The following is a 25,800-nucleotide window of genomic DNA, read 5'->3' on the forward strand; positions in this document are numbered from 1 at the left end:
GGCCGTGGCGGCACGCGGACGTCGCCCGCGCGCCTGCGTGGCGTCAGCCCCTTCCCTTCCACGGCACGATCCGCCGCTCGACCCACCGCATCGCGAGGTCGAACAGCCAAGCGATCGCGCCGATGATCAGGATGCCCATCACGACGATATCGGTGCGCAGGAAGCTCGATGCGTTGAGCACCATCTGCCCGAGCCCGGCTGTCGCGGCGACCATCTCGGCCGCGACGAGCGTCGTCCAGCCGAAGCCGATCGCGATCCGCAGCCCGGTGAGGATCTCCGGCAGCGCGGCCGGCAGCACCACGTGGCGCACGATCTGCGCGAAGCTGCCGCCGAGCGAATACGCGGCGTTGATCTGCTCGACCGTCGCCGCGCGCACGCCGGCGCGGGCCGCCATCGCGATCGGCGCGAAGCACGCGAGGAAGATCACGACGAGCTTCGCCGTTTCGTCGATGCCGAACCAGATCACGACGAGCGGCAGGTACGCGAGCGGCGGCAGCGGCCGGTAGAACTCCAGCAGCGGATCGAGCACGCCGCGCGCGATGCGGCTCACGCCCATCAGGATGCCGGCCGGCACGCCGATCGCGGTCGCGAGCAGGAACGCGCCGAACACGCGCGCGGCGCTCCACAACAAATGCTCGGACAACGGCAGGCCGCCCTGGATGCGGCCGTGCCATGCGTCGACGAATGCCGTCCACACGGCTTCCGGCGCGGGCAGGAACAGCGGCGGCAGCCACTGGCGATGGGTCGCGACCCACCACAGCAGTGCCAGTGCCGCGACCGTCGCCGCGCTCAGCCCGGCCGTCTTCCCCTGCCCCGGCAGCCGGTAGCGCTGCGATGCGCGAGCCGGACGCGCCGCGTGACGCCGTTGCGTCGCGCGTTGATCCTGCCCGGGCTTCGCGGCCGTGCGATCGGCCGCCCAAGAATCCTGCGTGCTCATGCTGTCCTGCCTGTGCAAGGTGCTGATCCGACCGCGTCCGACCGACGCGCCCTGTCGCGCGAGTTCGTGCATCACGCCGCCGCCTCGGCGGCCTCGTCGCGATGCAGGTACGCGATCAGCCGTTCGCGCCATGCGATGAAATCCGGTGAAGACTTCACCGCGCGCGCATCGCGCGATTCGACGTAGCGGCGCGCGAACGGCAGTTCGAAGGTTTCCGCGATCCGGCCGGGGCCGGGCGTCATGACGACGAGGCGCGTCGCGAGAAACAGCGCCTCCTCGACATCGTGCGTAATGAAGAACACCGTCTTGCCGGTGCGTGCCCATACGTCGAGCACGAGCGCCTGCATCGTGCCGCGCGTCATCGCGTCGAGCGCGCCCATCGGCTCGTCCATCAGCAGCACGCGCGGGTCGCTCGCGAGCGCGCGCGCGATGCCGACGCGCTGCTGCATCCCGCCCGACAGCTCGTACACGCGCGCATGCGCATGCCTGTCGAGCCCGACGAGCGCGAGCATCTCCCGCGCCCGCGCTTCGCGTTCGGCCTTCGACACGCGTGCGAAGCGCAGCCCGAGCGCGACGTTGTCGAGCACGTCGAGCCACGGCAGCAGCGCGTATTTCTGGAACACGACACCGCGATCGGCGCCGGGGCCCGTGACCGGGACGCCGTCGACGCGCACGTCGCCCGTCGTCGGCGCGACGAAGCCGGCCATGCAGTTCAGCAGCGTCGTCTTGCCGCAACCGGACGCGCCGAGCGCGACGACGAATTCACCGGCCTCGATGCGCAGGTCGACGCGCGCGAGCGCCTGCGTCGTCGGCCGGCCGCGTTCGCCCGGATAGTCGACCGATACCTGACGGACTTCCAGCGTGCTCATGTTCAGGACTCCGCGACGGGTGGGCTGAGTGGCCGCGCTCAGCGCGCCGCCTTCTGCACGAACTGCGGATCGACGCCGGCCGAGTAGTCGGCGAGCACCGTCTGGATCGTGCCCTGCGATTTGAGGAACGTGGCCGTGGCCGCGAGCGATTTCGCGGCGCCCGATTGCGCGCCGCCGCCGAGCCACGTCGGCGACGCCTGCTCGGCCGGCGTCGGGAACGCGTAGAGCGCGAGGCTGGCCGGTACGTCCTGCGCGTTCGCGCCCGACACCTTCGCGACCGCCGCGACCTGCGGCGAGCCGACCTTCCATGCGGCAGCGTGCGCGCGATAGTCGGCATCGGCGGCCGCGAGCACCTTCACGAAGCGCGTGACGAACTCGGGGTTCTCGCGCGCGAACTTGCGGCTCACGACGAAGCCGTCGAAGGTCGCCTTGCCGCTTTCCTTCGCAACCTGGCCCGACGTCGTGAGCACGGTGCCCGACTGCTTGACCTTCGCGAGCACCGGATCCCAGATGTAGGTCGCGTCGATGTCGCCGCGCGCCCACGCAGCCGCGACTTCGGGCGGACGCAGGTTGACGATCTTCACGTCGTTCGGATTGACGCCCGCGGCCTGCAGCGCGACGAGCGTATGGAAATGCGACGTCGACACGAACGGCACGCCGATCTTCTTGCCCTTCAGCGCGGCGATGTTGGTGACGCCCGAACCGTTGCGCGCGACGAGCGCCTCGGCGTCGTTGATGTTGTCGAGCACCCAGAACAGCGAGATGTCGAGCCCCTGCGACAGCCCGGCCGCGATCGGGCTCGAGCCGGCTTCGCCGAGCTGCACGGAGCCCGATGCGAGCGCACGGATCACGTCGGCGCCGCTGTCGAGCTTGCGGAATGTGACCTTGTAGCCGGTCGCCTTTTCGACTTCACCGCTCGCCTGCGCATAGCGCCACGGCACGACCATGTCCTGGTACGCGATCACGACTTCGCGCGATTCGGCGTGCGCCGCGCCCAGCGCGACAAAGGCGGTCAGCGCGACGACGGCGCGGCGGATGAAGCTGAAACGGGACATGCGGCTCTCCTTCGAATGCGGGCATTGCTGCGGGAGAGCCGACTATAGGAGCTTTGCGCGCGGCGGGAGCGAACTTATCCTGCGAAGCTATCGATGCTGTTTCAGCTTTGCTTTCCATGCTCGAGTGAATGGAGGTGACGATCGAGCAGCAATTGGCGCATGAAAACATGCCCTCACCGTTCTCCCTTGACCACCCGCTGGAATCCTGCACGCTCCTTCAAGCGTGCAACATTTCATACAAGTCCCATATCAATTCGCCAAAGAGAACGTTAGTTTTCCATATCGAACCGGGAGGATCGCCTCCTCAATTACCATCCAATAGAGCTCCATGAATACCAAGTACGGCTTACTGGAAATGAGGGATGTCTGGATCGATGCCTACGTGAACGGCGACATTGATCAACTAAATTTTGTAGAGAGCCCTCATTTCTTCGTCAAGCGAGGAAACCGGATACTAACCAGGCTCCAACAAATATCGTCTATACAACGGCACCTGTCCGAAAAAACTTGGCGCGGTTTTGCGTTGCATGTTCGTGATGAGATCACGGAATTCGAAGAAGGCCGGCTTTGGGCATCGATTTCAGGAACTGGCTCGATGCAACGTGGCGGAAGGATACTTAGCCGGTTTGATTTCCTGGAGCTATGGATAATCAGCGACGATCGGTGGCAGATTGCCGCGCTTTGTTATGAAGAGAAGAAATGCCAAGGCTGGGTGACGACGGATCAATTAGAGCCCGGATAAACATAGGCGGACGCATGTTTCGATCGCTTGATTCGAAAACCGCGGCTTCGCCATATCTCCGGACAAAAAGCAAAAAAGCCCGCATCGCTGCGGGCTTTTTTCGACTGCATGAGACTGCCGCGCGAACGCGACGCTCAGACCACCCCCGCCCCATGCGCCTGCAGGTCGGCGTGATAGCTCGACCGCACCATCGCGCCGACGGCCGCGTGCGTGAAGCCCATCTTGTACGCCTCTTCCTCGTACATCTTGAACGTATCGGGATGCACATACGCGCGCACCGGCAGGTGGTGCTCCGACGGCTGCAGGTACTGGCCGATCGTCAGCATGTCGACGTCGTGCGCGCGCAGGTCGCGCATCACCTGCAGGATTTCCTCTTCGGTCTCGCCGAGGCCGACCATCAGGCCCGACTTCGTCGCGACGTCCGGATGCAGCGCCTTGAAGTCCTTCAGGAGCTTCAGCGAGTGCGCGTAGTCCGAACCCGGGCGCGCTTCCTTGTACAGGCGCGGCACCGTTTCGAGGTTGTGGTTCATCACGTCCGGCGGCGCGGCGTTCAGGATCGAGATCGCGCGGTCGAGACGGCCGCGGAAGTCCGGCGTCAGGATCTCGATGCGCGTGTCCGGCGACTGCGCGCGCGTTTCGCGGATGCACTCGACGAAGTGGGCGGCGCCGCCGTCGCGCAGGTCGTCGCGGTCGACGCTCGTGATCACCACGTACTTGAGCTTCAGCGCGGCGATCGTGCGCGCGAGGTTCTTCGGTTCATCCGCGTCGAGCGGATCGGGACGGCCGTGGCCGACGTCGCAGAACGGGCAGCGGCGCGTGCACTTGTCGCCCATGATCATGAACGTCGCGGTGCCCTTGCCGAAGCATTCGCCGATGTTCGGGCAGCTCGCTTCCTCGCACACCGTATGCAGGTTGTGCTCGCGCAGGATCGTCTTGATCTCGTTGAAGCGCGAGCTGCCGGTAGCCGCCTTCACGCGGATCCACTCGGGCTTCTTCAGCTTTTCGATCGGAATGACCTTGATCGGGATGCGCGCCGTCTTCGCCTGCGCCTTCTGCTTGGCGGTCGGATCGTAGGCAGGGGTCGCGGCCGGATCGGCCGGTGCGGGGGAAGCGGTAACGTCAGTCATTCGAATGTTGTTCCAGTGCCTGCGGCTTGTCGGCGGCCGCGGATGCGCCGTCGAGGTTGGCGATCAGACGGCGCACCAGCGTATGGGCGACGTCGTTCCAGTCGGCGGCAACCTCGAGGCTCGCCATGTCGACAGTTTCCAGTCCGGCATAGCCGCACGGGTTGATCGCAAGAAACGGGCGCAGATCCATCTTCACGTTCAGGCTCAGCCCGTGATAGCTGCAGCCGTTGCGGATCTTCAGGCCGAGGGCCGCGATTTTCGCGCCCTCGTGCACGCCGGACGCCACGTAGATCCCGGGCGCGCCCGCCTTGCGGACCGAAGCGAGATTATACGCCGCGAGGGTTTCGATCACGGCCTCCTCGATCTTCGTCACGAGCGTGCGCACCATCAGCTTGCGCCGGCGCAGGTCCAGCAGCAGGTAGGCGACGATCTGGCCGGGGCCGTGGTAGGTGATCTGCCCGCCGCGGTCGACCTTCACGAGCGGCACGCCGCTGTCGGCCACCAGCAGGTGGGCCGGGTCGCCGGCCTGGCCGAGCGTGTAGACGGGCGGATGCTCGACCAGCCAGATCTCGTCGCCGGTATCGGCCGTGCGCGTGTCGGTGAACGCGCGCATCGCGTCGAAGCTCGTCTCGTAAGTCTCGACGCCCCGCCACCGCACGGTGACCGGCGGGGCCGGCTGATCCGGGGACCCGGCGGGCGATGCGGAAACGGCAACAGGCGTGGACACGATGGAAACCGGCGAAACGGACATGGGCGGTAGTTTACCGAAAACCCGTCGGTCTCGCCGGCCTCGGAGGAGGGACGGATCGCCGGTATCCGTCGGAGGAAATGATGGTCAGACGGTGCGCCATCCGTCGTGGAGCAGCGCGCTCACGCGTTCGCGCAGCCGTGCCAGCCCGCCGAGCGCGACTTCCCGGGGCGGCCGCGACACCGAGAACGCCACGCGCGCGCCCTCCCGGCCTTCCGCGCTGAGCCACAGCCGCTCGCCGCGGCGCAGCTTCAGCGTCTCGCCGTCGACCAGGAAGTAATCGTCGACGTCGTTGCTGCGTGTCGCCCACACCGGCCCGCACTGCACCACCAGCCGCGTGCTGCGTTGTACCTTCAACGGCACGGTTTCGCCCACCGGGATTTCGAACGTGATGCTTGAAGAAATTTCTTGCATGATCGACTCCGCCAATAAGTGCTTCGATGGCTACAATCGTAGTCACTTCAAGGCGTCCGACAAAACGACCAATTTTCACGTCGATGTGAGGAAAATTAGCAAATGGACCTCCGCCAGCTGCCTGCGCTGAACGCGATTCGCGCGTTCGAAGCCGCCGCCCGTCACGAGAATTTCTCGCGCGCCGCCGACGAGCTGTACGTCACGCACGGCGCGGTCAGCCACCAGGTGCGCGCGCTCGAGGAAGAGCTCGGCGTGCAGCTGTTCACGCGCAACGGCAAGCGGCTGTGCCTGACCGACGCCGGCATGCGCTACGCGCAGCAGATCCGCACCGCGCTGATGGTCATCGCCGACGCGACGCGCGACGTGCGCGCGAGCGACCGCGACCGGCGGCTCGTGGTGTCGATGCTGTCGTCGTTCGCCGCGCGCTTCATCACGCCACGCATCGGCTCGTTCATCGAACGGCATCCGGAAATCGACGTCGAGCTCCAGTCGACCAACTCGCTCACCGATTTCGCGCGCGACGACGTCGATCTCGCGATCCGCTTCGGCCACGGCAGTTATCCGGGGCTGCATGTCGAGCCGCTGTTCGACGAAGTGTTCTTTCCGGCATGCGCGCCGACGCTGAACGGCGGCAAGCTGCCGCAAACGCCCGCCGATCTCGCGCACTACAACCTGCTGCGCTCGGACGACGAGCTGTGGCGGCCGTGGTTCGACGCGGCCGGACTCAAGACGCTGACCGAGCCGAAACGGGGGATTCTGTACCAGGATTCGTCGAACCTGCTGCTGGCCGCGATCGACGGCCAGGGCATCGCGCTCGTGCGCCGCTCGCTCGCGGTGCACGACCTGCTCGACGGGCGCATCGTGCGCCTGTTCGACATCGACGGGCCGAGCCCGTGGCACTATTTTTTCGTGTGTCCGCCGCCGCTGCTGAACGCGCCGCGCGTGCAGGCGTTCAGGACCTGGCTGCTTGAGGAAGTCGCCGAATACAAGCGGCTGTGCGACGAGCTGGACGCGCGGCGCGCGGCGGGGAAGACCCCCGCCGAGTGCGCGCAGGAAGGAGGATGGAAGGCGCTTAAAGTACGACCTTGACCATCGGATGGCCGGTCAGTGCGCGGTAGATGTTGTCGAGCTGTTCCTGGCTGGTCGCCCGCACGGTGATCGTGAGGCCCGTGTAATTGCCGCCGCTCGACGCGCGCTCCTCGATCTTCTCGACGTCGATCTCGTTGTCGTGAACGGCCACGACCTTGAAGATCGTGTCCTTGAACTCGGGGTGCGCCTTGCCCATGATCTTGATCGGGAAATCGCACGGAAACTCCAGCAGCGACTCCTTCCGGGTATCGATCGCGCCGGTCACCTCGATGGTTTTGGTCGGTTCGCTCATCATTTTCTCCGGGTTAGGTCAAACTGTTCAAACTCGCGTGCCTTCGCACGCTGGTACGCGTCATACAACGCCGCGAATACGGGGCCCGGCTTGCCGCCATGGACGGGCAGATCGTCGAGCGACGTGACGGGCAGCACTTCCTTCGTGGCCGACGTGATCATGATCTCGTCGGCCGCGCGCAATTCGACTTCGCTGATCTCGCGCGCGACGAACGGGATCTTGCATTCGTCGGCCAGCTCCTCGATCAGCGCGTAGCGGATCCCTTCGAGGATCTTGTTGCTGCGCGGCGGCGCGAGCAGCTCGCCGTTCTTCACGATCCACACGTTCGACGACGAACCTTCCGTCAGGTTGCCGTCGCGCAGTTGCAGCGTCTCGAACGCATCGCGTTCGGCCGCATGCTGCGCCATCAGCACGTTGCCGAGCAGCGAGATCGACTTGATGTCGCAATGCAGCCAGCGGCGATCCTCGGCCGTCACGCAGCGCACGCCCTGCGCGCGTTCGTCGGCGGACGGCAGGCGCAGCGGGCTCGTCATCACGAACACCGTCGGCACCGCGTTCGCCGGGAACGCGTGGCCGCGCTTCGCGACGCCGCGCGTCACCTGCAGGTAAACGAGCGCGTTGCCGTCGCCGAGCCCTTCGGCATTCGCCGCGACGACGCGCTCGATCAGCGCGCGCCAGCCCGCGTCGTCGTGCGGGCTGGCGATGCCGATCTTCTTCAGGCTGCGCTCGAGCCGCGCCAGATGCTGCTCGATCCGGAACGGCACGTGCGCGCCGTCGTGCGCATAAACGGGGACAACCTCATACACGCCATCGCCGAAGATGAACCCGCGGTCGAGCACCGGTACACGGGCTTCCGACAGCGGCACCATTTCCTCCTGCGACGACACGCTGAGGTAGACGATCGGTTCGAATTCGGCTTGGCTCATGGCTATGACAGATGGGGATGAAGTCGTGAAAACAAAGGCCCGTCGTGCTTACTTCTTCTTGCTGAACATCAGCAGGATCGAGTCCCAGATACGCCCGAAGATACCCGCTTCCGGCACGGCCTGCAGTGCGACGACCGGGAATTCGGACAGCGTCTTGCCGTCGGCGACGATCTTCACGGTGCCGACCTGCTGGCCTGCCGCGAGCGGCGCGATCAGCGGCGCGTTGACGTCGACTTCCGTCTTGACCTTGTCGCCGAGGCCGCGCGGCACGGTCGCCCACTGGTCGCCCTTCACGCCCACCTGCACGGTGTTTTCCTTGCCCTTGTAGATGCGCGGCGTCGACATCGCCTGGCCGCCCTTGAACAGGCGCACCGAATCGAACGCGCTGTAGCCGTAGTTCAGCATCTTCATGCTGTCCTGCGTGCGCTCGCTTTCCTTCTGCTCGCCCATCATCACCGACACCAGGCGGCGCTGGCCGTCCACACCCGGGATCGCGCGCTTCGCCGACGCGATCAGGCAGTAGCCGGCCGCCTGCGTATGGCCCGTCTTCAGGCCGTCGACCGTCGGATCCAGCCACAGCAGGCGGTTGCGGTTGCCCTGGCGGATGTTGTTGTACTTGAATTCCTTCTCCGAGAAGATGCTGTAGTACTGCGGAAAATCGCGGATCAGGTGGGCGGACAGCTTCGCGAGGTCGCCGGCCGTCGTGTAGTGGTTCGGGTCGGGCATGCCGTTCACGTCGGCGAAGTGCGTGCCCTTCATGCCGAGGCGCGCCGCCTCGTCGTTCATCATCGTAACGAACTGCCCTTCGCTGCCGCCGACCAGTTCGGCCAGCGCGATCGCGGCGTCGTTGCCCGACTGGATGATCATCCCGTACACGAGGTCGTGCACCGACACCGGCTTGTTCGCCTCGATGAACATGCGCGACTCGTCGCGGCCGACGCGGCGCACGGCTTCGCTCGGCGTGACGATCTGCTCCATCGAGATCTTCTTCTTGTCGAGCGCCTCGAACACGAGGTACGCCGTCATCAGCTTCGTCAGCGATGCGGGCTCGACGCGTTCATCGGCATTGCCCGATGCGAGCACCGTGTTGCTGGTCGCATCGACGAGCACCCACGAGCGCGCATTCACGCCCGGCGGCGGCACCGCGCCCGGCATGTAGGTCGCGGGCGCGCCGGTGAACTGCTCGGCGGCCGGCGCCGCATGCGCGGCCTTGGCCTTGGCGGCCGGCTTGGCCTCGGCAACGACGATCGTCGACGCGAGCGCGACAGGCAGCATCACGCCGAGCGCGACGTTGCGCGCGGCGGTGCCGAAGGCGATGGAGGAAGCGAGGGACTTGAGGCCTTGGGAAGACAGACGCATGATCGATTCAGGCTGATGGCAGAAAGTGCGGTGCGAAACGCGCAGGGTTGAACGGCAAGGCGGCGGGCGTTTCGGGCACTCGCCCGAAATCGTCGGGCGACGCGAAACGCGCCGGTTGGACTCGTGCGGACGCGTTCGGTTCGCGGCCGTCGCGAGCGGGCGGACAGGCGGCGAAACGAGCGCCGCATGGGCCCAGCCGGGCCGCGGGCGACGCGGAATCCGGCCATTATACGTGGCCGCGCAGCGCGTTTTCGCGAACCTGGCGCAGGATCGCCGTCCATCTTCATCGGGCGCGGGGTGCCGGCAAGCTGCGCGTCATCGCACGCGAAGGTGTGCGAAAGGTGTGCGCAGGCGAAGGAGAAGTCGGGTCGCGCCGCACGCCGCGGCGCGATGTCGCGAGAAGGGAAACGCGCATCCGGCGCCGGCCGGAGCGCGTGCATGCAACACCGTGCGGGCCGCCGGCGTCACGCCGGCCGCCCGCGCGCCGGCTAGCGCCAGGCGTCGACGATGATGCGTTTCAGCACGTGCAGCTTGCGATGCAGGAAATGCTCGGCGCCGGGGATCACGACGACCGGCAGTTCCTGCGGCCGCGCCCAGTCGTACACCGACGCGATCGGCACCGTGTCGTCGGTTTCGCCGTGGATCACGAGCGTGTTCTCGGGCACGTCGGCCACCTGCCAGCGGCTCGCTGCCGTGCCGACGAACACCATCCGTTCGATCGTCTCGCCCGCGTCGCGCAGCCGCTTCGCGACGTGCGACAGCACGAAGGTGCCGAACGAGAAGCCCGCGAGCACGAGCGGCAGGTCCGCGTACGCGGGCTGCGCGCGCATGTGCGCGAGCACCGCGAGCAGGTCGTCGGCCTCGCCGGTGCCGTTGTCGTGCACGCCCTCGGTCGCGCCGACGCCGCGGAAGTTCGACCGAAACACCACGTAGTTCAACTGCACGAGCGTGCGCGCGAGCGTTTGTGCGACCTTGTTGTCCATCGTGCCGCCGAACAGCGGATGCGGATGCGCGACGAGCGCGATGCCGCGCGGCGCGGCGCCGCCTTCGCGCACGGCATCGGGGAGGTCGACCGCGATTTCGATCTGCCCGACCGGGCCCGCGATCAGCGATTTCTGCGTATGAACGTTCATTCGGCCGGCCCGCTCAGATCTTCAGGCGGTCGACGACCTTGCCGTCGCGCAGGTGCGATTCGACGATCTCGTCGATGTCGGCCTGGTCGACGTACGTGTACCACGTGCCTTCCGGATACACGACCATCACCGGCCCTTCCTCGCAGCGGTCGAGGCAGCCGGCCTTGTTGATGCGAACCTTGCCGGGCCCCGCGAGGCCGAGCTCCTTCACGCGCTTTTTCGCGTATTCCTGCATGGTCTGCGCGTCGCATTGCGCGCAGCTCGGGCGTTCGGCGCCCGGTTCGCGCTGGTTCAGGCAGAAGAAGACGTGGTGCTGGTAGTAGGAATCCATGGTGGTGGCGAGCTGCCCGGCGCGAGGCCGTGCGGAAAGAGGAGCGGTTGCCGCTGCGCGGGGCAACGGGCGTGTAGTGTTCGGTGCCAGGCGGCGCTTGCGTGCCGGCGGATTCGTGCTCGCGGCAACGCGCAAACCGCAGCGATACCTGGCGGCATCGCGAGGATTTGCAACGCGGCCACGGGGGCGAAGGCGCCGCACACAAGTGCCGATTGGTGCCGAACACTGCACTCGTGCGGACGATTATAACGAGGGGCGCACGCCGCTGCCCGCGGTACCGCCGCGGCCATCGCGGCGTAACCGCCGCAGCCTTCGCGTCAGCGGCGCAGCACGGCCGGCAGCCACGCGTGCTCGACGCGCTGGCCGAGCCAGATCAGCGCCGCGTAGGGCCAGATCCACGCGAGCCAGCGTGCGAGGCTGTTGAAGTGCACGTAGCGGCCCTGCCGCCAGCCCGACAGCGTGAAGTCGAAGAACGGGTTGACGGGCAGCAGGTTCACGAGCGCCACGCCGGCCAGCAGCGCGAGCGCCGCCAGCGTCGCGCGCCACGTCGCCGGCACGTGCAGCGCGACGAGCGCGGCCGCGAAGCCGAGCTCGATCCCGAGCCGCGCGCCGGGCGTCGCCCACACGACGACGAGGCCGGTGGCCGACTGCATGAAGGTCGCGGCCGCCTTCAGCACGAGCGTCGCGGCGACGAGCGCGATCAGCAGCCGGATGCGCGGTGCGCGCGGCCGCATCGCGAGCGACGCGATCGCCAGCGCGGCGAACAGCATCAGGCCGCCGAGCGCGGCCTCCCACCCGGAGTCGGACAGCCAGCCGTCGACGCGCTCGGGCCATTCGCCCACGCGCCACGTGGCCGGCAGCCACGCGAGCAGCGCATCCTGCATCGACGCGTCGGCACGCTCCCACAGCGCGGCCGGCCAGTCGCCGATGCCGAACAGGAATGGCGACGGGAACAGGATCGCGAACGGCCACAGCCCGGCGAGCAGCAGCGGCGTCGCACCGTCGTCCTCGAACCACGCGAAGCGCAGCCGGCGCAGCGCGCCGCGATCGAGCAGCGCACCGGTGGCCGGCGCGACGAGCGCCGCCCCCAGCAGCGCGCCGAGCGCGTTGGCCGCGAGATCGAGATTCGACGCGACGCGCGCCGGCAGGTAGGTTTGCAGCGCTTCCATCGCGCCCGACAGCAGCACGCCGAGCCCGGCCACGATCAGCGTCGCGGCCACGCCGCGCCAGCGCGGGTGCAGCGCGAGCACGCCGAGCGCGCCGAACGGCAGGTAGCCGAGCACGTTCGTGACGACGTCGAATGCGGTCACGTAGCGCTGCATCGGCGCGAACAGGTAGTCGAACGGCCCGATGCCGAGCGACACCCAGCCTGCGAACGGATACAGAGACGCATAGACGATGAGCGCCGCGTAAGCGGCAAAGGCCTGTCGCGCGAGCGGCGATGCGCGAGGCGTGCCGGTCGCGCTCATCGCGGCTGCGCGGCACGCGTCACGGCGTGCCCGCGTACGCCTGGACGCCGACCCATGCGGCGATCTGCGACACGAGCTCGTTGCTCGCCGCCGCGAGCGCGCGGGCGCCGCCCGCCGCGTCGGGCGTGCTAGACGGCGCGCGCGCGACGAACGTGCGCTGGCCGAGCACCTTGCCGTCCAGCATCAGCGTCGCGCGCGCGGTGACGGCGCCGTAGCTCTGCGACTGGCCGTCGAACACCTGCTCGAATTCGTTCAGGTCGACCTTGAGGGTCGGCGCGCGCACGCCGTCGGCCCCTTCGAGCACCGTGCCGCGCGACGACAGCGCGCCGCGCAGCCGCTGCGTGAGCAGTTGTGCGGGCGGTGCCGTCCAGCGGCTGTCGCGATAGACGGCCACGTGCTGCGCGTCCACGTACGCGAGGCGGTACGCGAATTTGTCGGAGTCGAGCGCATCGGGCACGACGACGTCGAGCACCTTCAGCGCGGGGGCCGAGCCCGCGGTCGCGACCTGCGTGGCCGGCCCGAGGTCGTAGCGGACATTCGACAGCGCCGCGCTGTTGCCGGCGCAGCCGGCCGCGAGCGTCAGCGTCAGCACGGCAAGCGCGGCCGCGGCCGGACGCAGCGCGCGGTCAAGGATTCGTGGCATGGCGTGTTCCTGCATGATGTTTCCGGTTTCGATGGGTGTCACTGCCCGGCCGTCGCGCCCGGCCAGACGAAGCCCGGCTCGCCGGGCCCCGGCGCCGCGCCGGGCGAACCGAACAACAGACTGCGCGGGTTGCGGCCAAGTTCACCGGCCACGTCCTTCAATTGCCGCGACGCATCGCCGACGCTGCCGGCCAGCGCGTTGAAGCGCGGCAGCGTGTCGTACTGCACGCGCGCGTTGAGATCGTTCAGCGCGACGCCGACCTGCTCGGCGGCCGTGCCGGCCTTGTTCAGGTTCGACACGAGCGGCCCGTTCGGCTGCAGCAGCGTGTTTGCCGACGCCATCGCGCGATTCACCTCGTGCATCGTTTCCGGCAGCGCGGTGACCGCCGGGCCGAGCTGCTTCGTCAGCGTGGCGGCACCGTCGGCCGCGTGCTGCAGGCTTTCGGCGGTCGCGCGCAACTGCTCGCGCATCTCGGGCGACATCAGCGCATTCGCGCTCTTCGCGGCCAGTTCGAGCTGCCGCAGCAGCACGTCGCCGCGCTCCTGGATCTGGTCGAACAGGCTCGGCCGCATCGGGATCTGCGCGATCGCCTTCGGCGACGACGGCAGCGGCGCCAGGTCGCGCCCCGTGTCCTCGAGCTGCACGAACGCGATCCCCGTCACGCCCTGGAAGCCGAGGCTGCCGTAGGTCGACTGCGTGATCGGCGCGTCGTGGTCGACGAGGATCCGGATCCGGATCTGCCCCGGGTGCGCGCGGTCGAAGCCGATCGACTGCACCTTGCCGACGTCGAGGCCGCGAAAGCGCACGGCCGCGTCCGGGAACAGCCCCGTCACGTTGGTGCGCGCGAGCAGGTCGTACGGCACGCGCACGGTGCGGTCGACGTTGAACCAGAACACGGTGCCCGCGATCGCGAGCGTCAGCGCGATCGTGAACAGGCCGGCCCAGAACGCATGTGATTTGTTTTCCATTCGCGGATTCCTTCGTTCCTACAGCTCGACGCTCGACAGCGCCGGTTCGAGGGCCGCCTTCGGCAGCTTCGCGCGCCGCTCGGGCGGCAGCGCCTGCAATGCGCGGCGCCCGCGCAGCCCCAGGAAATATTCGTGGATGAACGGATGGTCGACGTTCGCGGCCTCCTCCACCGGCGCGGCGACCAGCACCTTGCGGTCGGCCAGCACCGCGACGCGCGTCGACAGCGCGACCATCGTGTCGAGATCGTGCGTCACCATCACGACGGTCAGCCCGAGCGTGCGGTGGAGCGTCGCGATCAGCTCGACGAATTCGTCCGACGCCTGCGGATCGAGGCCGGCCGTCGGCTCGTCGAGGAACAGCAGCTCGGGCTCGAGCGCGATCGCGCGCGCGATGCCGACCCGCTTGACCATCCCGCCCGACAGCGCGGCCGGCATCTTCGACGCGTGCTTGCACGGCAGCCCGACCATCTCGAGCTTGAGCATCACGATGTCGTGCAGCAGGTCCGGCGGCACGCGGCCGAGCTCGCGCAGCGGCTGCGCGACGTTGTCGAACACCGTCATCGACGAGAACAGCGCGCCCTGCTGGAACAGCATCCCGGAGCGCGTGCGCATCATCCGCGCGCTCGCGTCGTCGATCGTCGCCGTATCCTCGCCGAACACCTTGATCGTGCCCGACGTCGGCCGCTCGAGGCCGAGGATCTGCCGCACGAGCGTGGTCTTGCCGGAGCCCGAGCCGCCGACGATCGACACGATCTCGCCGCGCCGCACGTCGAAGTCGAGCTTCTGGTGAATGATGTTGCGCCCGTAGCGCTTGGTCAGGTTGCGCACCTCGATCACGAGATCGCCGGGATCGGCCGCCGCGGCCGGCCGCTCGCCGACCGACCCGGCACCGATGGCCGCGGCGTGCGCGGTCGTTTCGTTCGATGCGTTCATCCGAGCCCCACGTTCTGGAACAGGATCGCGAACACCGCGTCGGCGAGGATCACGACCGTGATCGACGTCACGACCGACGTGGTCGTGCCTTCGCCGAGACTCTGCGAGTTCGCCTTGATCCGGAAGCCGAAATGGCAGGCGACCAGCGCGATCAGCATGCCGAACACGACGCCCTTGCCGACCCCGATGTACAGGTTCGCGATCGGCACGACGCCCGGCAGCGAGCGCACGAAATAGTTGACGTCGATCCCGAGCACGAGCTTCGCGGCGAGCGCGCCGCCCGTCAGCGCGATGATGTTGGTCCACATCACGAGCAGCGGCATCGCGACGCCGAGCGCGAGCACGCGCGGCAGGATCAGCCGCAGCCCGTGCGGGATGCCCATCACGCGCATCGCGTCGAGCTCCTCGGTCACGCGCATCACGCCGATCTGCGCGGTGATCGCCGAGCCGGAGCGGCCCGCGACGAGAATCGCCGACAGCACCGGGCCGAGCTCGCGGATCACCGACAGCCCGAGGATGTTCACGATGTAGCGGTTCGCGCCGAACATCTGCAGCTGCTGCGCGGACAGGTAGCTGAGCACGATGCCGATCAGGAACGCGACGAGCGCGGTGATCGGCAGCGCCTGGGCGCCCGCGCTGTAGATGTTCGCGGAGGTCTCCTTCCACGGCATCGTCTGCGGACGGCGCAACACCGACAGCGCATCGAGGATCACGAGGCCGAACAGCGCGATGCCGCCCTGCAGATGCTCGCCGAACCGGAAGATCGCCTGGCCGAGCCGCGTGACGGGATCGACGCGCACGACGCGCTCGGGCGCCTCGCGCTCGCTGTCTAGCCGCTCGATGCGCTCGAAGATCGTGCGCTGCGTGGCGCTCAATGCGACGCCGTCCGGCAGCTTGCGGCCCCACACGCGCCACAGCGCCTGGCCGCCGACGTGGTCGAGCCGCTCGATGCCGGACAGATCCCATTCGCTCACGCGCCCGGACGCGATGCTCGCGACCCGGCGCGCCACCGCGCCGCGATTGCGTGCAAGCGAGAGCGCGGTCCACTGGCCGGTCAGGCGCACCGTCTGGCCCTGGCCGCCGGCGTCGACCGACAGGCCGGGAGGAGTCTCGAAGTCCAAGGGCGGGTTGTTTGCAAAAAGGTGACAGCGGCCATTGTAGCGAACCGCCCGGCGCCGCGACGTGAGGATTTCCGTGCGGGCGGCGAGCTCGGGGCGCGCAGCCGGGGGCGGCCGGGCGCCCGCCCCCGCGTGCGCGGGGAAGCCGCCGCTCGCCGCCCGATGCCGACGTCACCACCTTTCATTCTTCCGTCACGTTTCCTTTCGATACTCTCTCGCGCCGCACATCAGGCCGTCGGCGCCCCGCGCCGCCAATCGTTGCGCACCTCGCGTTTCATAAAACAGAACACCGAACAGGACAACCGATGCGTCTCCCCCTGCTTTCCCGCCGTCGCGTGCCGGCCATCGCCGCGCTCGCCAGCCTCGCCTTCATCCTCGCCGCCTGCGGCGGCGACGACGTCACCTCGCCGCCGTCGACGCCGCCGGCAGCCCAGGCGCCCGTCGGCACGACGGCCACGCTCGCCCTGCTCGAGACGACCGACCTGCACACCAACGTGCTGTCGTACGACTATTTCAAGCTCGCCGCCGACAATTCGCTCGGCTTCGAACGCGTGTCGACGCTGATCGCGCAGGCGCGCAAGCAGTACCCGAACACGCTGCTGCTCGACAACGGCGACACGATCCAGGGCACCGCGCTGTCCGACTACCAGGCGCTCGTGAAACCGGTCGGCTGCGACCAGACGCTCGCGATCTACAAGGTGATGAACGCCGCGAAATTCGACGGCGGCGGGATCGGCAACCACGAATTCAACTACGGGCTGCCGTACCTGTCGCAGGTGACCGGCAACACGTTCGAGGTCGACGGCCTGCCGGCGCCGGCCCAGCAGAAGAAATGCGCGGGCCCGAACTTCCCGCAGGTGCTCGCGAACGTGATCAGCGCGAAGACCAACGCGCCGCTGTTCACGCCGTACACGATCCTGACCCGCACCGTGACCGCCACGACGCCGGACGGCAAGACGGTCAGCGCGCCCGTGAAGATCGGCATCATCGGCTTCACGCCGCCGGCGATCATGAACTGGGACAAGCGCTGGCTCGACGGCAAGGTCTACACGACCGGCCTGAAGGAAGCGGCCGAGAAGTACATTCCGGAGATGCGCGCGAAGGGCGCCGATCTCGTCGTCGCGATCTCGCACGGCGGCCTCGACAATTCCGCGTATTCGCCGACGATGGAGAACGGCAGCTGGTGGCTGTCGAAGGTGACCGGCATCGACGCGATGCTGATCGGCCACTCGCACCAGGTGTTCCCGGACGCGAACAGCACCGTGTCGCAGTTCAACCTGCCGGGCGTCGACAAGGTCAAGGGCACCGTCAACGGCGTGCCGACCGTGATGGCCAACTACTGGGGCAAGCACCTCGGCGTGATCAAGCTCGGCCTGAAGTTCGACGGCAAGACGTGGAGCGTCGACAAGTCGCAGACGACCGTCGAGGCGCGGCCGATCCAGAACGCCGACAAGAGCTACGTGGCGGCCGATCCGTCGGTTTCCGCCGCGATCGCCGCCGAGCACCAGGCGACGATCGACTACGTGAAGACGCCGATCGGCTCGACCGACTACCGGATGAACTCGTACTTCGCCGATGTCGGCGATCCGGGTGCGATCCAGATCGTCAACGAGGCGCAGGCCGACTACGTGAAGACCTACGTGCAGGCGAACCTGCCGCAATACGCGTCGCTGCCGGTGCTGTCGGTCAGCGCGCCGTTCAAGAGCGGCTTCGGCGGCGGCACCGACTACACCGACGTCGCACCGGGCGCGCTCGCGATCAACAACGCGGCCGACCTGTACCTGTATCCGAACACCGTCTATGCGGTGAAGGTCAGCGGCGCCGACGTGAAGAACTGGCTCGAAACCGCCGCGAAGCGCTTCAACCGGATCGACCCGACCAAGGCGACCGTGCAGCCGCTCGTCGGCACCTTCCCCGGCTACAACTTCGACATGTTCACGTCGGCCGATCTCGCCTATGAAATCGACGTCACGCAGCCGGTCGGCAGCCGGATCAGGAACCTGACGTACAAGGGCGCGCCGATCGACCCGAACGCGCAGTTCATCGTCGCGACCAACAACTACCGCGCAAGCGGCGGCGGCAACTTCCCGGGCCTCGACGGCAGCAAGACGATCTTCGCGTCGCCCGATGCGAACCGCGACGTGCTGATCGCGTTCATCAAGAAGCGCGGCGCGATCACGCGCACGGCGGACGGCGCGCAGCGCAGCTGGCGCTTCACGAAGCTCGCGAGCTCGGTCGCGCACGTGCAGTTCGCGTCCGCACCGAACCGCCTCGGCGACGCGGCGGCGGCCGGCCTGACCGGCATCACGCAGGTCGCGGCCGACGACGGCTCGGGCAAGAACCTCGCCACCTACGAGATCGACCTCACGCAATGAGACACGCGACGCAACCGATCCGGACGATGCGGCCGGCCGAATCCGGCCTCGCCGCTGCCGCGCGGCGCGTGCTGCGCGCGAAACTTCCGCCGGCCGCGCTGCTCGCGGCGGCGGCCGTGACCGTCGCGGCCGTCGTCGCCGCGACCGGCCTGCGCGGCGCCGGCTCCACGCCGAGCGCCGCGCAGCTCGACGAGTGGCAGGCAATGGTCACGCAGGCCACCGAGCCGCACGCGCTCGCGCAGTTGCGCACGCTGGCGCGCCGCGGCTCGGGCGACGCGCAGGCGGCGCTCGGCATCGCGCTCGTCGACGCGCGCGAACCGGGGCTGCGCGACGAGGGGCGCGGCTGGCTGGAAACGGCCGCGACGGCGAACGGCAAGGCCGACGCGCCGGCCGCCCGGCGGGCGCAGCTCGCGCTCGGCAAGGCGTTGCTGCTCGGCAGCAGCGACATGCCGAAGGACTATGCACGCGCCCGCACGCTGCTCGGCGAAGCGGCCGCGCAAGGCGACCCGGCCGCCGCGTATTACCTCGGGCTGATCTATCGCAGCGGCTACGGGATCGCCGCCGATCCCGTGCAGGCCGCGCACTGGTTCGAGGTCGCGTCGCGCGCGGACATCCCGGCCGCGGACTTCATGCTCGCGAACGCGTACCGCGACGGCAGCGGCGTGCCGCGCGACGACGCACGCGCGCTCGCGCTGTATCGCCGGGCCGCCGAGCACGAGTTGCCGGAGGCCGTGCAGACGCTCGCGATGGCCTATCGCAACGGCGAGCTCGGGCTCAAGCCCGACGCGGACGAATTCCACGCGCAGTGGATCGAGACCGCGCATGCGCTGAAGCATCCGGTCGTCGCGCCGTAACGCGAACCCGCATCGCACCGGCTGCCTGACGGGCAAGCCCCGACGCTCCGCGCATCGATCATCCGGCAACGGAATCGATCGCGGCGCGCGGGTGCGGGCCTGTTGCATTGCCGCCACCCGGCCGCTCCCCGTCGATCGGCCGGCGTGCGGCGATGCATTAACATGCAGCCTCACAATAAAACCTGAGAGAACTGCATTCATGTCCCTTCGCCTGTCCGGGCGTCGCACCGCTGCCGTCGGCGCCGCCGCCATTGCCATTGCCCTCTCCGCCGCGCCGCTCGCTGCATTCGCCGCGCCGCCCGCCCAACCCGACATCTTCAACGCCGCGATCTGCAATCCGCCGTTCACGTCGGACCTGATGGACTCGATCTACAACACCGTCAAGGCCACCGATCCGAAGCCGGACGAATCGATGCTGGGCGCCGCGGTCTTCCGTCTGCCGGAGCCGATCCACCGGGACGGCTTCACGACGCAGCATGTCGTGTTCACCAGCACCGGGATCGGCGTGCTCGTGGACGGCGAAGTCGCCGGCCAGCTCGCGCAACGCTACACGCTCGCGCCTGAAAAGGGGCACCTGCTGGGCGCGTCGTCGGCAGGCTATTCGCGCCGCCTGACGGTGCGCGGCCCGGGCGGCGCGCTGATCCTCGTGTCGGCCCGCCAGGGCCCGGCGCTGAAGGGCAAGACGCTGCTCGCGTGCGAAATGACGTCCGAAGAAGACATCAAGGCGCTGGAGCAGATGGAAAAGCATTGAGTCGTGCGGCGGCACGCCGACGCCGCGCGTATGCGGGCGGCCGTGCGCCGCCTTGGTGGTGGATGCTGGTCGGTCACCGCCGATTGGTCACTGCCGGTTCGTCGCTACCGGTCGGTCGCTGCCGATTGGTCATTGCCGGTTGGTCATTGCCGATCGGTCGCCGCCGGTCAGTCGCCGCCGGTCAATCACTGCCGATCGATCACTGCCGATCGATCACTGCCGGTGGCGCGCGCCGCTCGACGCGCGCCACCGCCCCCTGTCGCTACAATAGGCGCCATGAACGCCCCCACCTCCTCCGACACGCCCGATTCCGGCGACGCGCACATCGCGCGCAACCGGCTCGAGGCGCACCTGGACGCCGCGCCGCGTGCGTGGCCGCTCGACATCGTCGCCGCCACCGGCTCGACCAACGCCGACGTCGCCACCCGGCTCAAGGCGCTGCCGCGCCACGCGAACGCGCTGCCCGCCCCGCTCGTGCGCGTGGCGTTCGAGCAGACGGCCGGCCGCGGCCGGCAAGGCCGCCCGTGGTTCGCACAGCCCGGCAACGCGCTCCTGTGCTCGGTCGGCTGCATCGTGCCGCGCCCCGTCGACGCGCTCGGCGGCCTCAGCATCGCGATCGGCGTCGCGCTTGCGGAAGGGCTGGCCACGCTGCCGCTCGACGCCCGCTCGCGCGTTGCGCTCAAGTGGCCGAACGACCTGCTGCTGACCGCCACCGACGACGGCACGCCGCGCATCGTCGGCAAGCTCGCCGGGATCCTGATCGAAACCGCCTGGGCCAGCGCCGACGCGACCGCCGTCGTGATCGGTTTCGGCATCAACGTCCGCGGCGCGGAAGCCGTCGCCGCGCAGGTCGACGCGCTGCGCGCGCGCGAAGCGACGCTCGCGAGCGGGCTGCCGCCTGCTGCGCTGTCGATCGCGTGCGCATCGGCCAACCTCACCGATACGCTCGCCGCGTCGCTGAACGCGCTCACGCCCGCGCTCGCGCAGTTCGGCGCCGAAGGGCTCGCGCCGTTCGTGCCGCGCTGGCATGCGTTGCACGCGTATGCGGGGCGCGAAGTCGTTCTGCTCGAACAGGGCGTCGAACGCGCGCGCGGCATCGCGACGGGCATCGACGCGACCGGCCAGCTGCTGCTCGACACGCCGGACGGCATCCAGGCGATCGCGGCCGGCGACGTGTCGCTGCGCGAAGCGCAATGAACGAGCCGCACCTGCTGATCGACGCCGGCAACAGCCGGATCAAGTGGGCGCTCGCCGATGCGCAGCGCGCGCTCGTCGAGACGGGCGCCTTCGGCCACACGCGCGACGGCGGCGCCGATCCCGACTGGTCGAACCTGCCGCATCCGCGCGGTGCGTGGATCTCGAACGTCGCGGGCGCCGATGTGGCCGCCCGGCTCGACACGCTGCTCGACGCGCGCTGGCCGGGCCTGCCGCGCACGACGATACGCTCGCGTCACACGCAATGCGGCGTGACGAACGGCTATACGACACCCGAACAGCTCGGCAGCGACCGCTGGGCCGGCCTGATCGGCGCGCACGCGGCGTTTCCGGGCGAGCACCTGCTGATCGCGACGTTCGGCACCGCGACGACACTCGAGGCACTGCGCGCGGACGGCCGCTTCACCGGCGGGCTGATCGCACCGGGCTGGGCGCTGATGATGCGTGCGCTCGGCACGCACACCGCGCAGCTGCCGACGCTGACCACCGATATCGCGAGCGGCCTGCTCGCGGGTGCGCAGGCCGATCCGTTCCAGGTCGATACGCCGCGCTCGCTGTCGGCCGGCTGCCTGTACGCGCAGGCCGGGCTGATCGAGCGCGCGTGGCGCGACCTTGCCGACGCGTGGCACGCACCCGTGCGGCTCGTGCTGGCCGGCGGCGCGGCGGACGACGTCGCGCGCGCGCTGACGGTGCCGCATACGCGGCACGATGCACTGATCCTGTCCGGGCTCGCGCTGATTGCGGCCGAATCCGCGCAGGATTGACGAAACCGGCGCCGGCATCGCGCCGGCGTGCGGCGACGCGGGTCCGCACGGACCTGCGGCACGCTGACGAAGCGGTACGCGCGGGGCGGCGGCAACGGCCCGTGCACTCGACCGGCGGAAGCCATGAAAAAGCCGGCCATGCGGCCGGCTCGACTGAATGACGTGAACGACGTCGATGACGACAAGGAGGTTCGACGATGCTGCGCTGGCTGATCGCTGTTCTCTTTCTCGCCAACATGCTCGCGTTCGTGGTGGCGCGCGGCGTGTTCGGGCCGCTGCCGTCGGCCGGCCCGCGCGAACCCGGCGTGCTGTCGCGGCAGGTCCGGCCCGATGCGCTGCGCGTGACGCCGCTCGCGCAGGCGACCGACCAACCCGTCGTCGGTGGCCCGATCGCGCCGCCGGCCGTCACGACGGCCCCGCTCGCGGCATCCGCGCCCTGACGGCGCCGGGCCGTACTCAGGACTGCTGCGCGCGCACCTTCTTCAGCAGCGCGGTGGTCGAGCGGTCGTGCTCGAACGGAATCGCCAGCGCACGGCCGCCCCAGCCGCGCACGAGCGCCGATTCCGGCAGCGCGTCCATGTCGTAGTCGCCACCCTTCACGAGGATGTCCGGACGGACGGCCTCGATCAGCGACACCGGCGTCTTTTCCCCGAACGTCACGACCCAGTCGACGCTTTCCAGCGCCGCGAGCAGTGCCGCGCGGTCTTCCTCGCGATTGATCGGCCGGTCGTCGCCCTTGCCGAGCATGCGCACCGACGCATCACTGTTCACGCCGACGATGAGGCACGCGCCGAGCGCTTTCGCGTCGGCGAGATACGTGACGTGGCCGCGGTGCAGGATGTCGAATACGCCGTTGGTGAACACGACGGGCGACGGCAGCGACGCGCGCAGCGCGACGAGGGCATCACGGGTGATCAGCTTGCGTTCGAAGGTGGCGGACATGGTGAAGGTCGGACGGAATGAGCAACGGCGCGCGCGACGGCGGCGCCAGATAAAAAGCCCGCCGGGCTGGCCAGGCGGGCTTCATGCAACGGATACGGCACGGCGGCGCTACCGGCCGGCGCGATTCACGCCGGCGGCGGCGCCTGCCGGCCTCAGGCCGGCTGCGCGGCCGACGACGGGCCGCTTTCGGCCTGCAGGCGGCCGGTGACTTCCTTGCGGTAGCGGTTCAGCTCCTGCGCGGTCGCGAACGTGCGCTCGAACAGGATCGACAGGTTGTGCAGGATCCGCTCGACGACCTTCTTTTCCCACTCGCCGTCGAACCGGATCTGTTCGTCGAGCCAGCGCTCGAGCCATTCCGGATCGGGCAGGCGCGACTGCACGGTATCGCGCGGAAACAGCGCCTGATTCACGTGCAGGTTGGTCGGGTGCAGCGGCTTCTCGGTGCGGCGCGCCGACGCCATCAGCACGCCGATCTTCGCGAACGCCGCGCGCGCGACGTCGCCGCAGTTGTTCAGCGCCTTCTTCATGTAGCGCAGGTAGGCGCCGCCATGGCGCGCTTCATCGCGCGAAATCGTTTCGTAGATCTGCTTGATGACCGGTTCGGTATGCCAGTCGGCCGCGCAGCGGTACCAGTGGTTCAGGCGGATCTCGCCGCAGAAGTGCAGCATCAGCGTCTCGAGCGGCGGCGCCGGGTCGAATTCGAAGCGCACCGCGTGCAGTTCCTCTTCGGTCGGCACCATCTCCGGCCGGAAGCGGCGCAGGTATTCCATCAGCACGAGCGAATGCTTCTGCTCCTCGAAGAACCACACGCTCATGAACGCGGAAAAGTCGCTGTCGTGCTGGTTGTCGCGCAGGAACATCTCCGTCGCGGGCAGCGCCGACCATTCGGTGATCGCGTTCATCTTGATCGTCTTCGCCTGCTCGTCGGTGAGCAGCGAAGCGTCGAACTTGTCCCACGGAATGTCCTTCTCCATGTCCCAGCGGACAGCTTCGAGCGACCTGTAAAGTTCCGGATAAAGCATGGTGTTCATGATGGTCCCACCCCTGTTCTGCGCAATGCGACTTCTCTAAACGTGACTGTTGCCGCAAAGGCGCGCCAAGCGCGCTTTTTGCGGCCAAGACTGTAATTTTACGCGTGAAACCGACCGGCCGGACGCCGATTGCTCGTCCGGCAGCCGGGCGGCCGCGCCGCCGTTGCGGCATGCCGCAGCCACGCTCCGTGCGAACGGAACCGGCTACGCGCTTGCCTGAGTGGGGGCCGGCGCTGGCCGGCTCGCTGACGAGCCCGTCCCCTGCCCCAGGCGGGTTCCCCGTAGGGCCCCGTGCGGATGCCGGATCGGCGGGCTGTTCGATATGGTGTATACGGCGGCGGCCATGATAGCACGCGTGCATGACGGTTCCGAGACGCCTGCCCGGTCGCGCGCCGCCAATCGCGGTGCGGCGATCGGTCGCGGCCGGCCGTCGCGAAAATGCAACCCCGCCCCCCTCCCGGCGCATCAGACCCGTATTTCGCCGGTCGCGAGACCGTCGTCCCGCGGCAGGCCCATGCCGGCAGCCGGCGCGCTGCCGCCGTCCGCCAGCGCGATCCAGCCGGCCAGCGTGTCGCGCTGCGCACGCCCGTCGCGGTAGCCGAGCTCGATCAGTTCGCGCGTGAACGCCTCCTCGAACAGCAGGTAGCTTGCAAACGACGCGCCGGCCGGCTGGCTGCCGCCGATCGCGCCGAGCAGCCCGCGCATCGTCGCCGGCATCTGCTTCAGGTGTTTCGCGGCGATCAGCTCGATACGCTCGGACGGCGCGATCGCGAGCACGTCGACGTGCCGCCAGCCGCTGTCCACCTCGACCTGATGCGGCAGGTGCTCGATCATCCGGTTGATGTGCTCGATGCGCTCGATGTCCGAGCCGATCGAGTCGAGGAACACGCTCGCGAGCACCTGCTGGCCGATCTGCGCGAGCGTCGGGTAGCCGCGTACCAGCCCCGTGCCGTTCGCGGCCGGAATCTCGGGCCGCGGGTCGGCCGCACCGACCACGACGATCCGGTGCGCGCCGAAGTGGATCGCCGGCGACAGCGGCGCGATCTGCCGGATCGACCCGTCGCCGAAGTACTCGATCTGCCCGTCGAGCACGAGCGGCACGGCCGGGAACACGAACGGAATCGCCGACGACGCGAGCAGGTGCGACGCCGACAGGTCGACGAGCCGCGCGGTGCGCTGCGCGCGCCGCCACGCCTGGATCGGCTCGGCCGCCTGGTAGAACGTGAGGTGCCGGCCGCTCGAATAGCTGAGCGCCGTGATCGACAGCGCGTGCAGCAGGCGCGCCTCGAGCATCTGCTCGATCCGGTGGAAGCTCAGCTCGCGCTGCAGCAGGTGCGCGAGCGGCGCGTTGTCGAGCAGCCCGCGCGGCGAGCGGCGGGCCGCCCAGCCGAACGTCATCGTCGCGAGCCAGCGTGCACCGGCAGCCGCGATGCCGAGCCAGTCGGTGCGATACACGTAGTCGGCACGCAACGGCTCCCAGAATTCGAGCAGGCGCCGCACGCCATGGGAAAAGTCGTCCGCGTGGCTCGCGATCGACGTCGCGTTGATCGCGCCGGCCGACGAGCCGCACACGACCGCGAACGGCAGCGTATGCCGCTGCGGATCGGCCTCGCGCGCGATCTCGGCCAGCGCCTTGAGCACGCCGACCTGATAGGCGGCACGTGCACCGCCTCCCATCAGAACGAGCGCGAGCCGCATGATCGACCTGCTACCTG

27 protein-coding genes are annotated in these 25,800 nt (G+C 68.8%); 8 read left to right on the forward strand and 19 right to left on the reverse strand.

Annotated features, from left to right (window positions below):
- Nucleotides 1-43 precede the first annotated feature (43 nt).
- Genes ABIC51_RS38535 through tauA form a run of 3 tightly spaced genes read right to left on the reverse strand, consistent with a single transcriptional unit; the run spans nt 44 to nt 2,861 of the window.
- Nucleotides 44-1,009, reverse strand: a complete 966-nt coding sequence (locus ABIC51_RS38535; RefSeq protein ID WP_175898302.1) for an ABC transporter permease subunit — start codon at nt 1,007-1,009, stop codon at nt 44-46.
- A complete protein-coding gene (locus ABIC51_RS38540) occupies nt 1,009-1,806 on the reverse strand; it encodes a taurine ABC transporter ATP-binding protein (RefSeq protein ID WP_048023884.1) in 798 nt (265 codons plus the stop codon). The genes ABIC51_RS38535 and ABIC51_RS38540 overlap by 1 nt, the downstream gene beginning before the upstream one ends.
- Nucleotides 1,807-1,844: 38 nt before the next feature.
- Nucleotides 1,845-2,861: a taurine ABC transporter substrate-binding protein gene (gene tauA, locus ABIC51_RS38545; RefSeq protein WP_175852408.1), complete on the reverse strand. Its 1,017-nt coding sequence runs from the start codon at nt 2,859-2,861 to the stop codon at nt 1,845-1,847.
- Nucleotides 2,862-3,189: 328 nt separating this feature from the next.
- Here tauA and ABIC51_RS38550 point away from each other — a divergent pair, with 328 nt between their 5' ends.
- Nucleotides 3,190-3,603: a hypothetical protein gene (locus ABIC51_RS38550; protein WP_080982185.1), complete on the forward strand. Its 414-nt coding sequence runs from the start codon at nt 3,190-3,192 to the stop codon at nt 3,601-3,603.
- Between the two features lie 134 nt (nt 3,604-3,737).
- Here ABIC51_RS38550 and lipA read toward each other — a convergent pair whose 3' ends face one another.
- The 3 genes from lipA to ABIC51_RS38565 form a co-directional block, all read right to left on the reverse strand.
- Nucleotides 3,738-4,730 (reverse strand): lipoyl synthase, encoded by a 993-nt coding sequence (lipA, locus tag ABIC51_RS38555; RefSeq protein ID WP_011886137.1) that lies wholly within the window; start codon nt 4,728-4,730, stop codon nt 3,738-3,740.
- Nucleotides 4,723-5,481, reverse strand: a complete 759-nt coding sequence (gene lipB / locus ABIC51_RS38560) for a lipoyl(octanoyl) transferase LipB (protein ID WP_021157036.1) — start codon at nt 5,479-5,481, stop codon at nt 4,723-4,725. The genes lipA and lipB overlap by 8 nt, the downstream gene beginning before the upstream one ends.
- 84 nt (nt 5,482-5,565) lie before the next feature.
- Complete coding sequence (locus ABIC51_RS38565; RefSeq protein ID WP_021157035.1) at nt 5,566-5,892, reverse strand: DUF2917 domain-containing protein; 327 nt, start codon at nt 5,890-5,892, stop codon at nt 5,566-5,568.
- A gap of 102 nt (nt 5,893-5,994) precedes the next feature.
- Between ABIC51_RS38565 and ABIC51_RS38570 the strand changes: the two genes are divergently transcribed.
- Complete coding sequence (locus ABIC51_RS38570) at nt 5,995-6,981, forward strand: transcriptional regulator GcvA (protein WP_027789030.1); 987 nt, start codon at nt 5,995-5,997, stop codon at nt 6,979-6,981.
- Here ABIC51_RS38570 and ABIC51_RS38575 read toward each other — a convergent pair.
- From ABIC51_RS38575 to ABIC51_RS38620, 10 genes are all read right to left on the reverse strand, one after another.
- Nucleotides 6,965-7,273 carry an HP0495 family protein gene (locus ABIC51_RS38575; RefSeq protein WP_011353335.1) on the reverse strand — a complete coding sequence of 103 codons (309 nt, stop codon included), beginning with the start codon at nt 7,271-7,273 and terminating at the stop codon, nt 6,965-6,967. The genes ABIC51_RS38570 and ABIC51_RS38575 overlap by 17 nt on opposite strands.
- Nucleotides 7,273-8,199 (reverse strand): D-amino acid aminotransferase, encoded by a 927-nt coding sequence (locus ABIC51_RS38580; RefSeq protein WP_027789029.1) that lies wholly within the window; start codon nt 8,197-8,199, stop codon nt 7,273-7,275. The genes ABIC51_RS38575 and ABIC51_RS38580 overlap by 1 nt, the downstream gene beginning before the upstream one ends.
- Nucleotides 8,200-8,247: 48 nt before the next feature.
- On the reverse strand, nt 8,248-9,558 hold the full coding sequence (locus ABIC51_RS38585; RefSeq protein WP_021157031.1) for a D-alanyl-D-alanine carboxypeptidase family protein: 1,311 nt from the start codon (nt 9,556-9,558) through the stop codon (nt 8,248-8,250).
- A 488-nt stretch (nt 9,559-10,046) separates the two neighbouring features.
- Complete coding sequence (locus tag ABIC51_RS38590; RefSeq protein ID WP_021157030.1) at nt 10,047-10,691, reverse strand: alpha/beta hydrolase; 645 nt, start codon at nt 10,689-10,691, stop codon at nt 10,047-10,049.
- Between the two features lie 13 nt (nt 10,692-10,704).
- The gene (locus ABIC51_RS38595; protein WP_011694422.1) at nt 10,705-11,022 is read right to left on the reverse strand and encodes a (2Fe-2S) ferredoxin domain-containing protein; all 318 of its coding nucleotides are present in this window, start codon (nt 11,020-11,022) and stop codon (nt 10,705-10,707) included.
- A 317-nt stretch (nt 11,023-11,339) separates the two neighbouring features.
- Nucleotides 11,340-12,491 carry a VanZ family protein gene (locus ABIC51_RS38600; protein WP_060199480.1) on the reverse strand — a complete coding sequence of 384 codons (1,152 nt, stop codon included), beginning with the start codon at nt 12,489-12,491 and terminating at the stop codon, nt 11,340-11,342.
- A 19-nt stretch (nt 12,492-12,510) separates the two neighbouring features.
- Entirely contained in the window at nt 12,511-13,134 is a 624-nt protein-coding gene (locus ABIC51_RS38605) for an ABC-type transport auxiliary lipoprotein family protein (RefSeq protein ID WP_146253641.1), read from the reverse strand.
- A 38-nt stretch (nt 13,135-13,172) separates the two neighbouring features.
- The gene (locus ABIC51_RS38610; RefSeq protein WP_059687446.1) at nt 13,173-14,102 is read right to left on the reverse strand and encodes an MlaD family protein; all 930 of its coding nucleotides are present in this window, start codon (nt 14,100-14,102) and stop codon (nt 13,173-13,175) included.
- An 18-nt stretch (nt 14,103-14,120) separates the two neighbouring features.
- A complete protein-coding gene (locus ABIC51_RS38615; protein ID WP_060083211.1) occupies nt 14,121-15,035 on the reverse strand; it encodes an ABC transporter ATP-binding protein in 915 nt (304 codons plus the stop codon).
- Nucleotides 15,032-16,156, reverse strand: coding sequence for an MlaE family ABC transporter permease (locus ABIC51_RS38620; protein ID WP_027789023.1), 1,125 nt, complete (start codon nt 16,154-16,156; stop codon nt 15,032-15,034). The genes ABIC51_RS38615 and ABIC51_RS38620 overlap by 4 nt, the downstream gene beginning before the upstream one ends.
- Nucleotides 16,157-16,458: 302 nt before the next feature.
- Between ABIC51_RS38620 and ABIC51_RS38625 the strand changes: the two genes are divergently transcribed.
- The 6 genes from ABIC51_RS38625 to ABIC51_RS38650 all read left to right on the forward strand — a co-directional run bounded on the left by ABIC51_RS38625 (nt 16,459) and on the right by ABIC51_RS38650 (nt 22,552).
- A complete protein-coding gene (locus ABIC51_RS38625; protein WP_060199478.1) occupies nt 16,459-18,528 on the forward strand; it encodes a bifunctional 2',3'-cyclic-nucleotide 2'-phosphodiesterase/3'-nucleotidase in 2,070 nt (689 codons plus the stop codon).
- Nucleotides 18,525-19,382: a tetratricopeptide repeat protein gene (locus tag ABIC51_RS38630; RefSeq protein ID WP_175852406.1), complete on the forward strand. Its 858-nt coding sequence runs from the start codon at nt 18,525-18,527 to the stop codon at nt 19,380-19,382. The genes ABIC51_RS38625 and ABIC51_RS38630 overlap by 4 nt, the downstream gene beginning before the upstream one ends.
- Before the next feature lie 199 nt (nt 19,383-19,581).
- Complete coding sequence (locus ABIC51_RS38635; RefSeq protein WP_175861924.1) at nt 19,582-20,133, forward strand: hypothetical protein; 552 nt, start codon at nt 19,582-19,584, stop codon at nt 20,131-20,133.
- Nucleotides 20,134-20,409: 276 nt separating this feature from the next.
- Nucleotides 20,410-21,330 (forward strand): biotin--[acetyl-CoA-carboxylase] ligase, encoded by a 921-nt coding sequence (locus ABIC51_RS38640; RefSeq protein WP_048023870.1) that lies wholly within the window; start codon nt 20,410-20,412, stop codon nt 21,328-21,330.
- Nucleotides 21,327-22,112 carry a type III pantothenate kinase gene (locus ABIC51_RS38645; RefSeq protein ID WP_175898149.1) on the forward strand — a complete coding sequence of 262 codons (786 nt, stop codon included), beginning with the start codon at nt 21,327-21,329 and terminating at the stop codon, nt 22,110-22,112. The genes ABIC51_RS38640 and ABIC51_RS38645 overlap by 4 nt, the downstream gene beginning before the upstream one ends.
- A 197-nt stretch (nt 22,113-22,309) precedes the next feature.
- A complete protein-coding gene (locus tag ABIC51_RS38650) occupies nt 22,310-22,552 on the forward strand; it encodes a hypothetical protein (protein WP_027789017.1) in 243 nt (80 codons plus the stop codon).
- Between the two features lie 16 nt (nt 22,553-22,568).
- Here ABIC51_RS38650 and rfaE2 read toward each other — a convergent pair whose 3' ends face one another.
- The 3 genes from rfaE2 to ABIC51_RS38665 form a co-directional block, all read right to left on the reverse strand.
- Complete coding sequence (gene rfaE2, locus ABIC51_RS38655; protein WP_012329309.1) at nt 22,569-23,054, reverse strand: D-glycero-beta-D-manno-heptose 1-phosphate adenylyltransferase; 486 nt, start codon at nt 23,052-23,054, stop codon at nt 22,569-22,571.
- A gap of 152 nt (nt 23,055-23,206) precedes the next feature.
- Entirely contained in the window at nt 23,207-24,085 is an 879-nt protein-coding gene (locus ABIC51_RS38660) for a ferritin family protein (RefSeq protein WP_034195849.1), read from the reverse strand.
- 465 nt (nt 24,086-24,550) lie between these two features.
- On the reverse strand, nt 24,551-25,783 hold the full coding sequence (locus ABIC51_RS38665; protein ID WP_175898148.1) for a patatin-like phospholipase family protein: 1,233 nt from the start codon (nt 25,781-25,783) through the stop codon (nt 24,551-24,553).
- Nucleotides 25,784-25,800 lie beyond the last annotated feature (17 nt).

Source organism: Burkholderia sp. 572 (assembly GCF_040545135.1).
Classification (GTDB): Bacteria; Pseudomonadota; Gammaproteobacteria; order Burkholderiales; family Burkholderiaceae; genus Burkholderia; species Burkholderia cepacia.

Coding starts and splice junctions, on each gene's coding strand:
- ABIC51_RS38580 (WP_027789029.1), bottom strand. CDS start 8,199: ATGAGCCAAGCCGAATTCGAACCGATCGTCTACCTCAGCGTGTCGTCG.
- ABIC51_RS38610 (WP_059687446.1), bottom strand. CDS start 14,102: ATGGAAAACAAATCACATGCGTTCTGGGCCGGCCTGTTCACGATCGCG.
- tauA (WP_175852408.1), bottom strand. CDS start 2,861: ATGTCCCGTTTCAGCTTCATCCGCCGCGCCGTCGTCGCGCTGACCGCC.
- ABIC51_RS38645 (WP_175898149.1), top strand. CDS start 21,327: ATGAACGAGCCGCACCTGCTGATCGACGCCGGCAACAGCCGGATCAAG.
- ABIC51_RS38540 (WP_048023884.1), bottom strand. CDS start 1,806: ATGAGCACGCTGGAAGTCCGTCAGGTATCGGTCGACTATCCGGGCGAA.
- ABIC51_RS38635 (WP_175861924.1), top strand. CDS start 19,582: ATGTCCCTTCGCCTGTCCGGGCGTCGCACCGCTGCCGTCGGCGCCGCC.
- ABIC51_RS38565 (WP_021157035.1), bottom strand. CDS start 5,892: ATGCAAGAAATTTCTTCAAGCATCACGTTCGAAATCCCGGTGGGCGAA.
- ABIC51_RS38660 (WP_034195849.1), bottom strand. CDS start 24,085: ATGAACACCATGCTTTATCCGGAACTTTACAGGTCGCTCGAAGCTGTC.
- ABIC51_RS38595 (WP_011694422.1), bottom strand. CDS start 11,022: ATGGATTCCTACTACCAGCACCACGTCTTCTTCTGCCTGAACCAGCGC.
- lipB (WP_021157036.1), bottom strand. CDS start 5,481: ATGTCCGTTTCGCCGGTTTCCATCGTGTCCACGCCTGTTGCCGTTTCC.
- ABIC51_RS38535 (WP_175898302.1), bottom strand. CDS start 1,009: ATGCACGAACTCGCGCGACAGGGCGCGTCGGTCGGACGCGGTCGGATC.
- ABIC51_RS38625 (WP_060199478.1), top strand. CDS start 16,459: ATGCGTCTCCCCCTGCTTTCCCGCCGTCGCGTGCCGGCCATCGCCGCG.
- lipA (WP_011886137.1), bottom strand. CDS start 4,730: ATGACTGACGTTACCGCTTCCCCCGCACCGGCCGATCCGGCCGCGACC.
- ABIC51_RS38575 (WP_011353335.1), bottom strand. CDS start 7,273: ATGAGCGAACCGACCAAAACCATCGAGGTGACCGGCGCGATCGATACC.
- ABIC51_RS38550 (WP_080982185.1), top strand. CDS start 3,190: ATGAATACCAAGTACGGCTTACTGGAAATGAGGGATGTCTGGATCGAT.
- ABIC51_RS38570 (WP_027789030.1), top strand. CDS start 5,995: ATGGACCTCCGCCAGCTGCCTGCGCTGAACGCGATTCGCGCGTTCGAA.
- ABIC51_RS38630 (WP_175852406.1), top strand. CDS start 18,525: ATGAGACACGCGACGCAACCGATCCGGACGATGCGGCCGGCCGAATCC.
- ABIC51_RS38640 (WP_048023870.1), top strand. CDS start 20,410: ATGAACGCCCCCACCTCCTCCGACACGCCCGATTCCGGCGACGCGCAC.
- ABIC51_RS38590 (WP_021157030.1), bottom strand. CDS start 10,691: ATGAACGTTCATACGCAGAAATCGCTGATCGCGGGCCCGGTCGGGCAG.
- rfaE2 (WP_012329309.1), bottom strand. CDS start 23,054: ATGTCCGCCACCTTCGAACGCAAGCTGATCACCCGTGATGCCCTCGTC.
- ABIC51_RS38615 (WP_060083211.1), bottom strand. CDS start 15,035: ATGAACGCATCGAACGAAACGACCGCGCACGCCGCGGCCATCGGTGCC.
- ABIC51_RS38665 (WP_175898148.1), bottom strand. CDS start 25,783: ATGCGGCTCGCGCTCGTTCTGATGGGAGGCGGTGCACGTGCCGCCTAT.
- ABIC51_RS38585 (WP_021157031.1), bottom strand. CDS start 9,558: ATGCGTCTGTCTTCCCAAGGCCTCAAGTCCCTCGCTTCCTCCATCGCC.
- ABIC51_RS38650 (WP_027789017.1), top strand. CDS start 22,310: ATGCTGCGCTGGCTGATCGCTGTTCTCTTTCTCGCCAACATGCTCGCG.
- ABIC51_RS38605 (WP_146253641.1), bottom strand. CDS start 13,134: ATGCCACGAATCCTTGACCGCGCGCTGCGTCCGGCCGCGGCCGCGCTT.
- ABIC51_RS38600 (WP_060199480.1), bottom strand. CDS start 12,491: ATGAGCGCGACCGGCACGCCTCGCGCATCGCCGCTCGCGCGACAGGCC.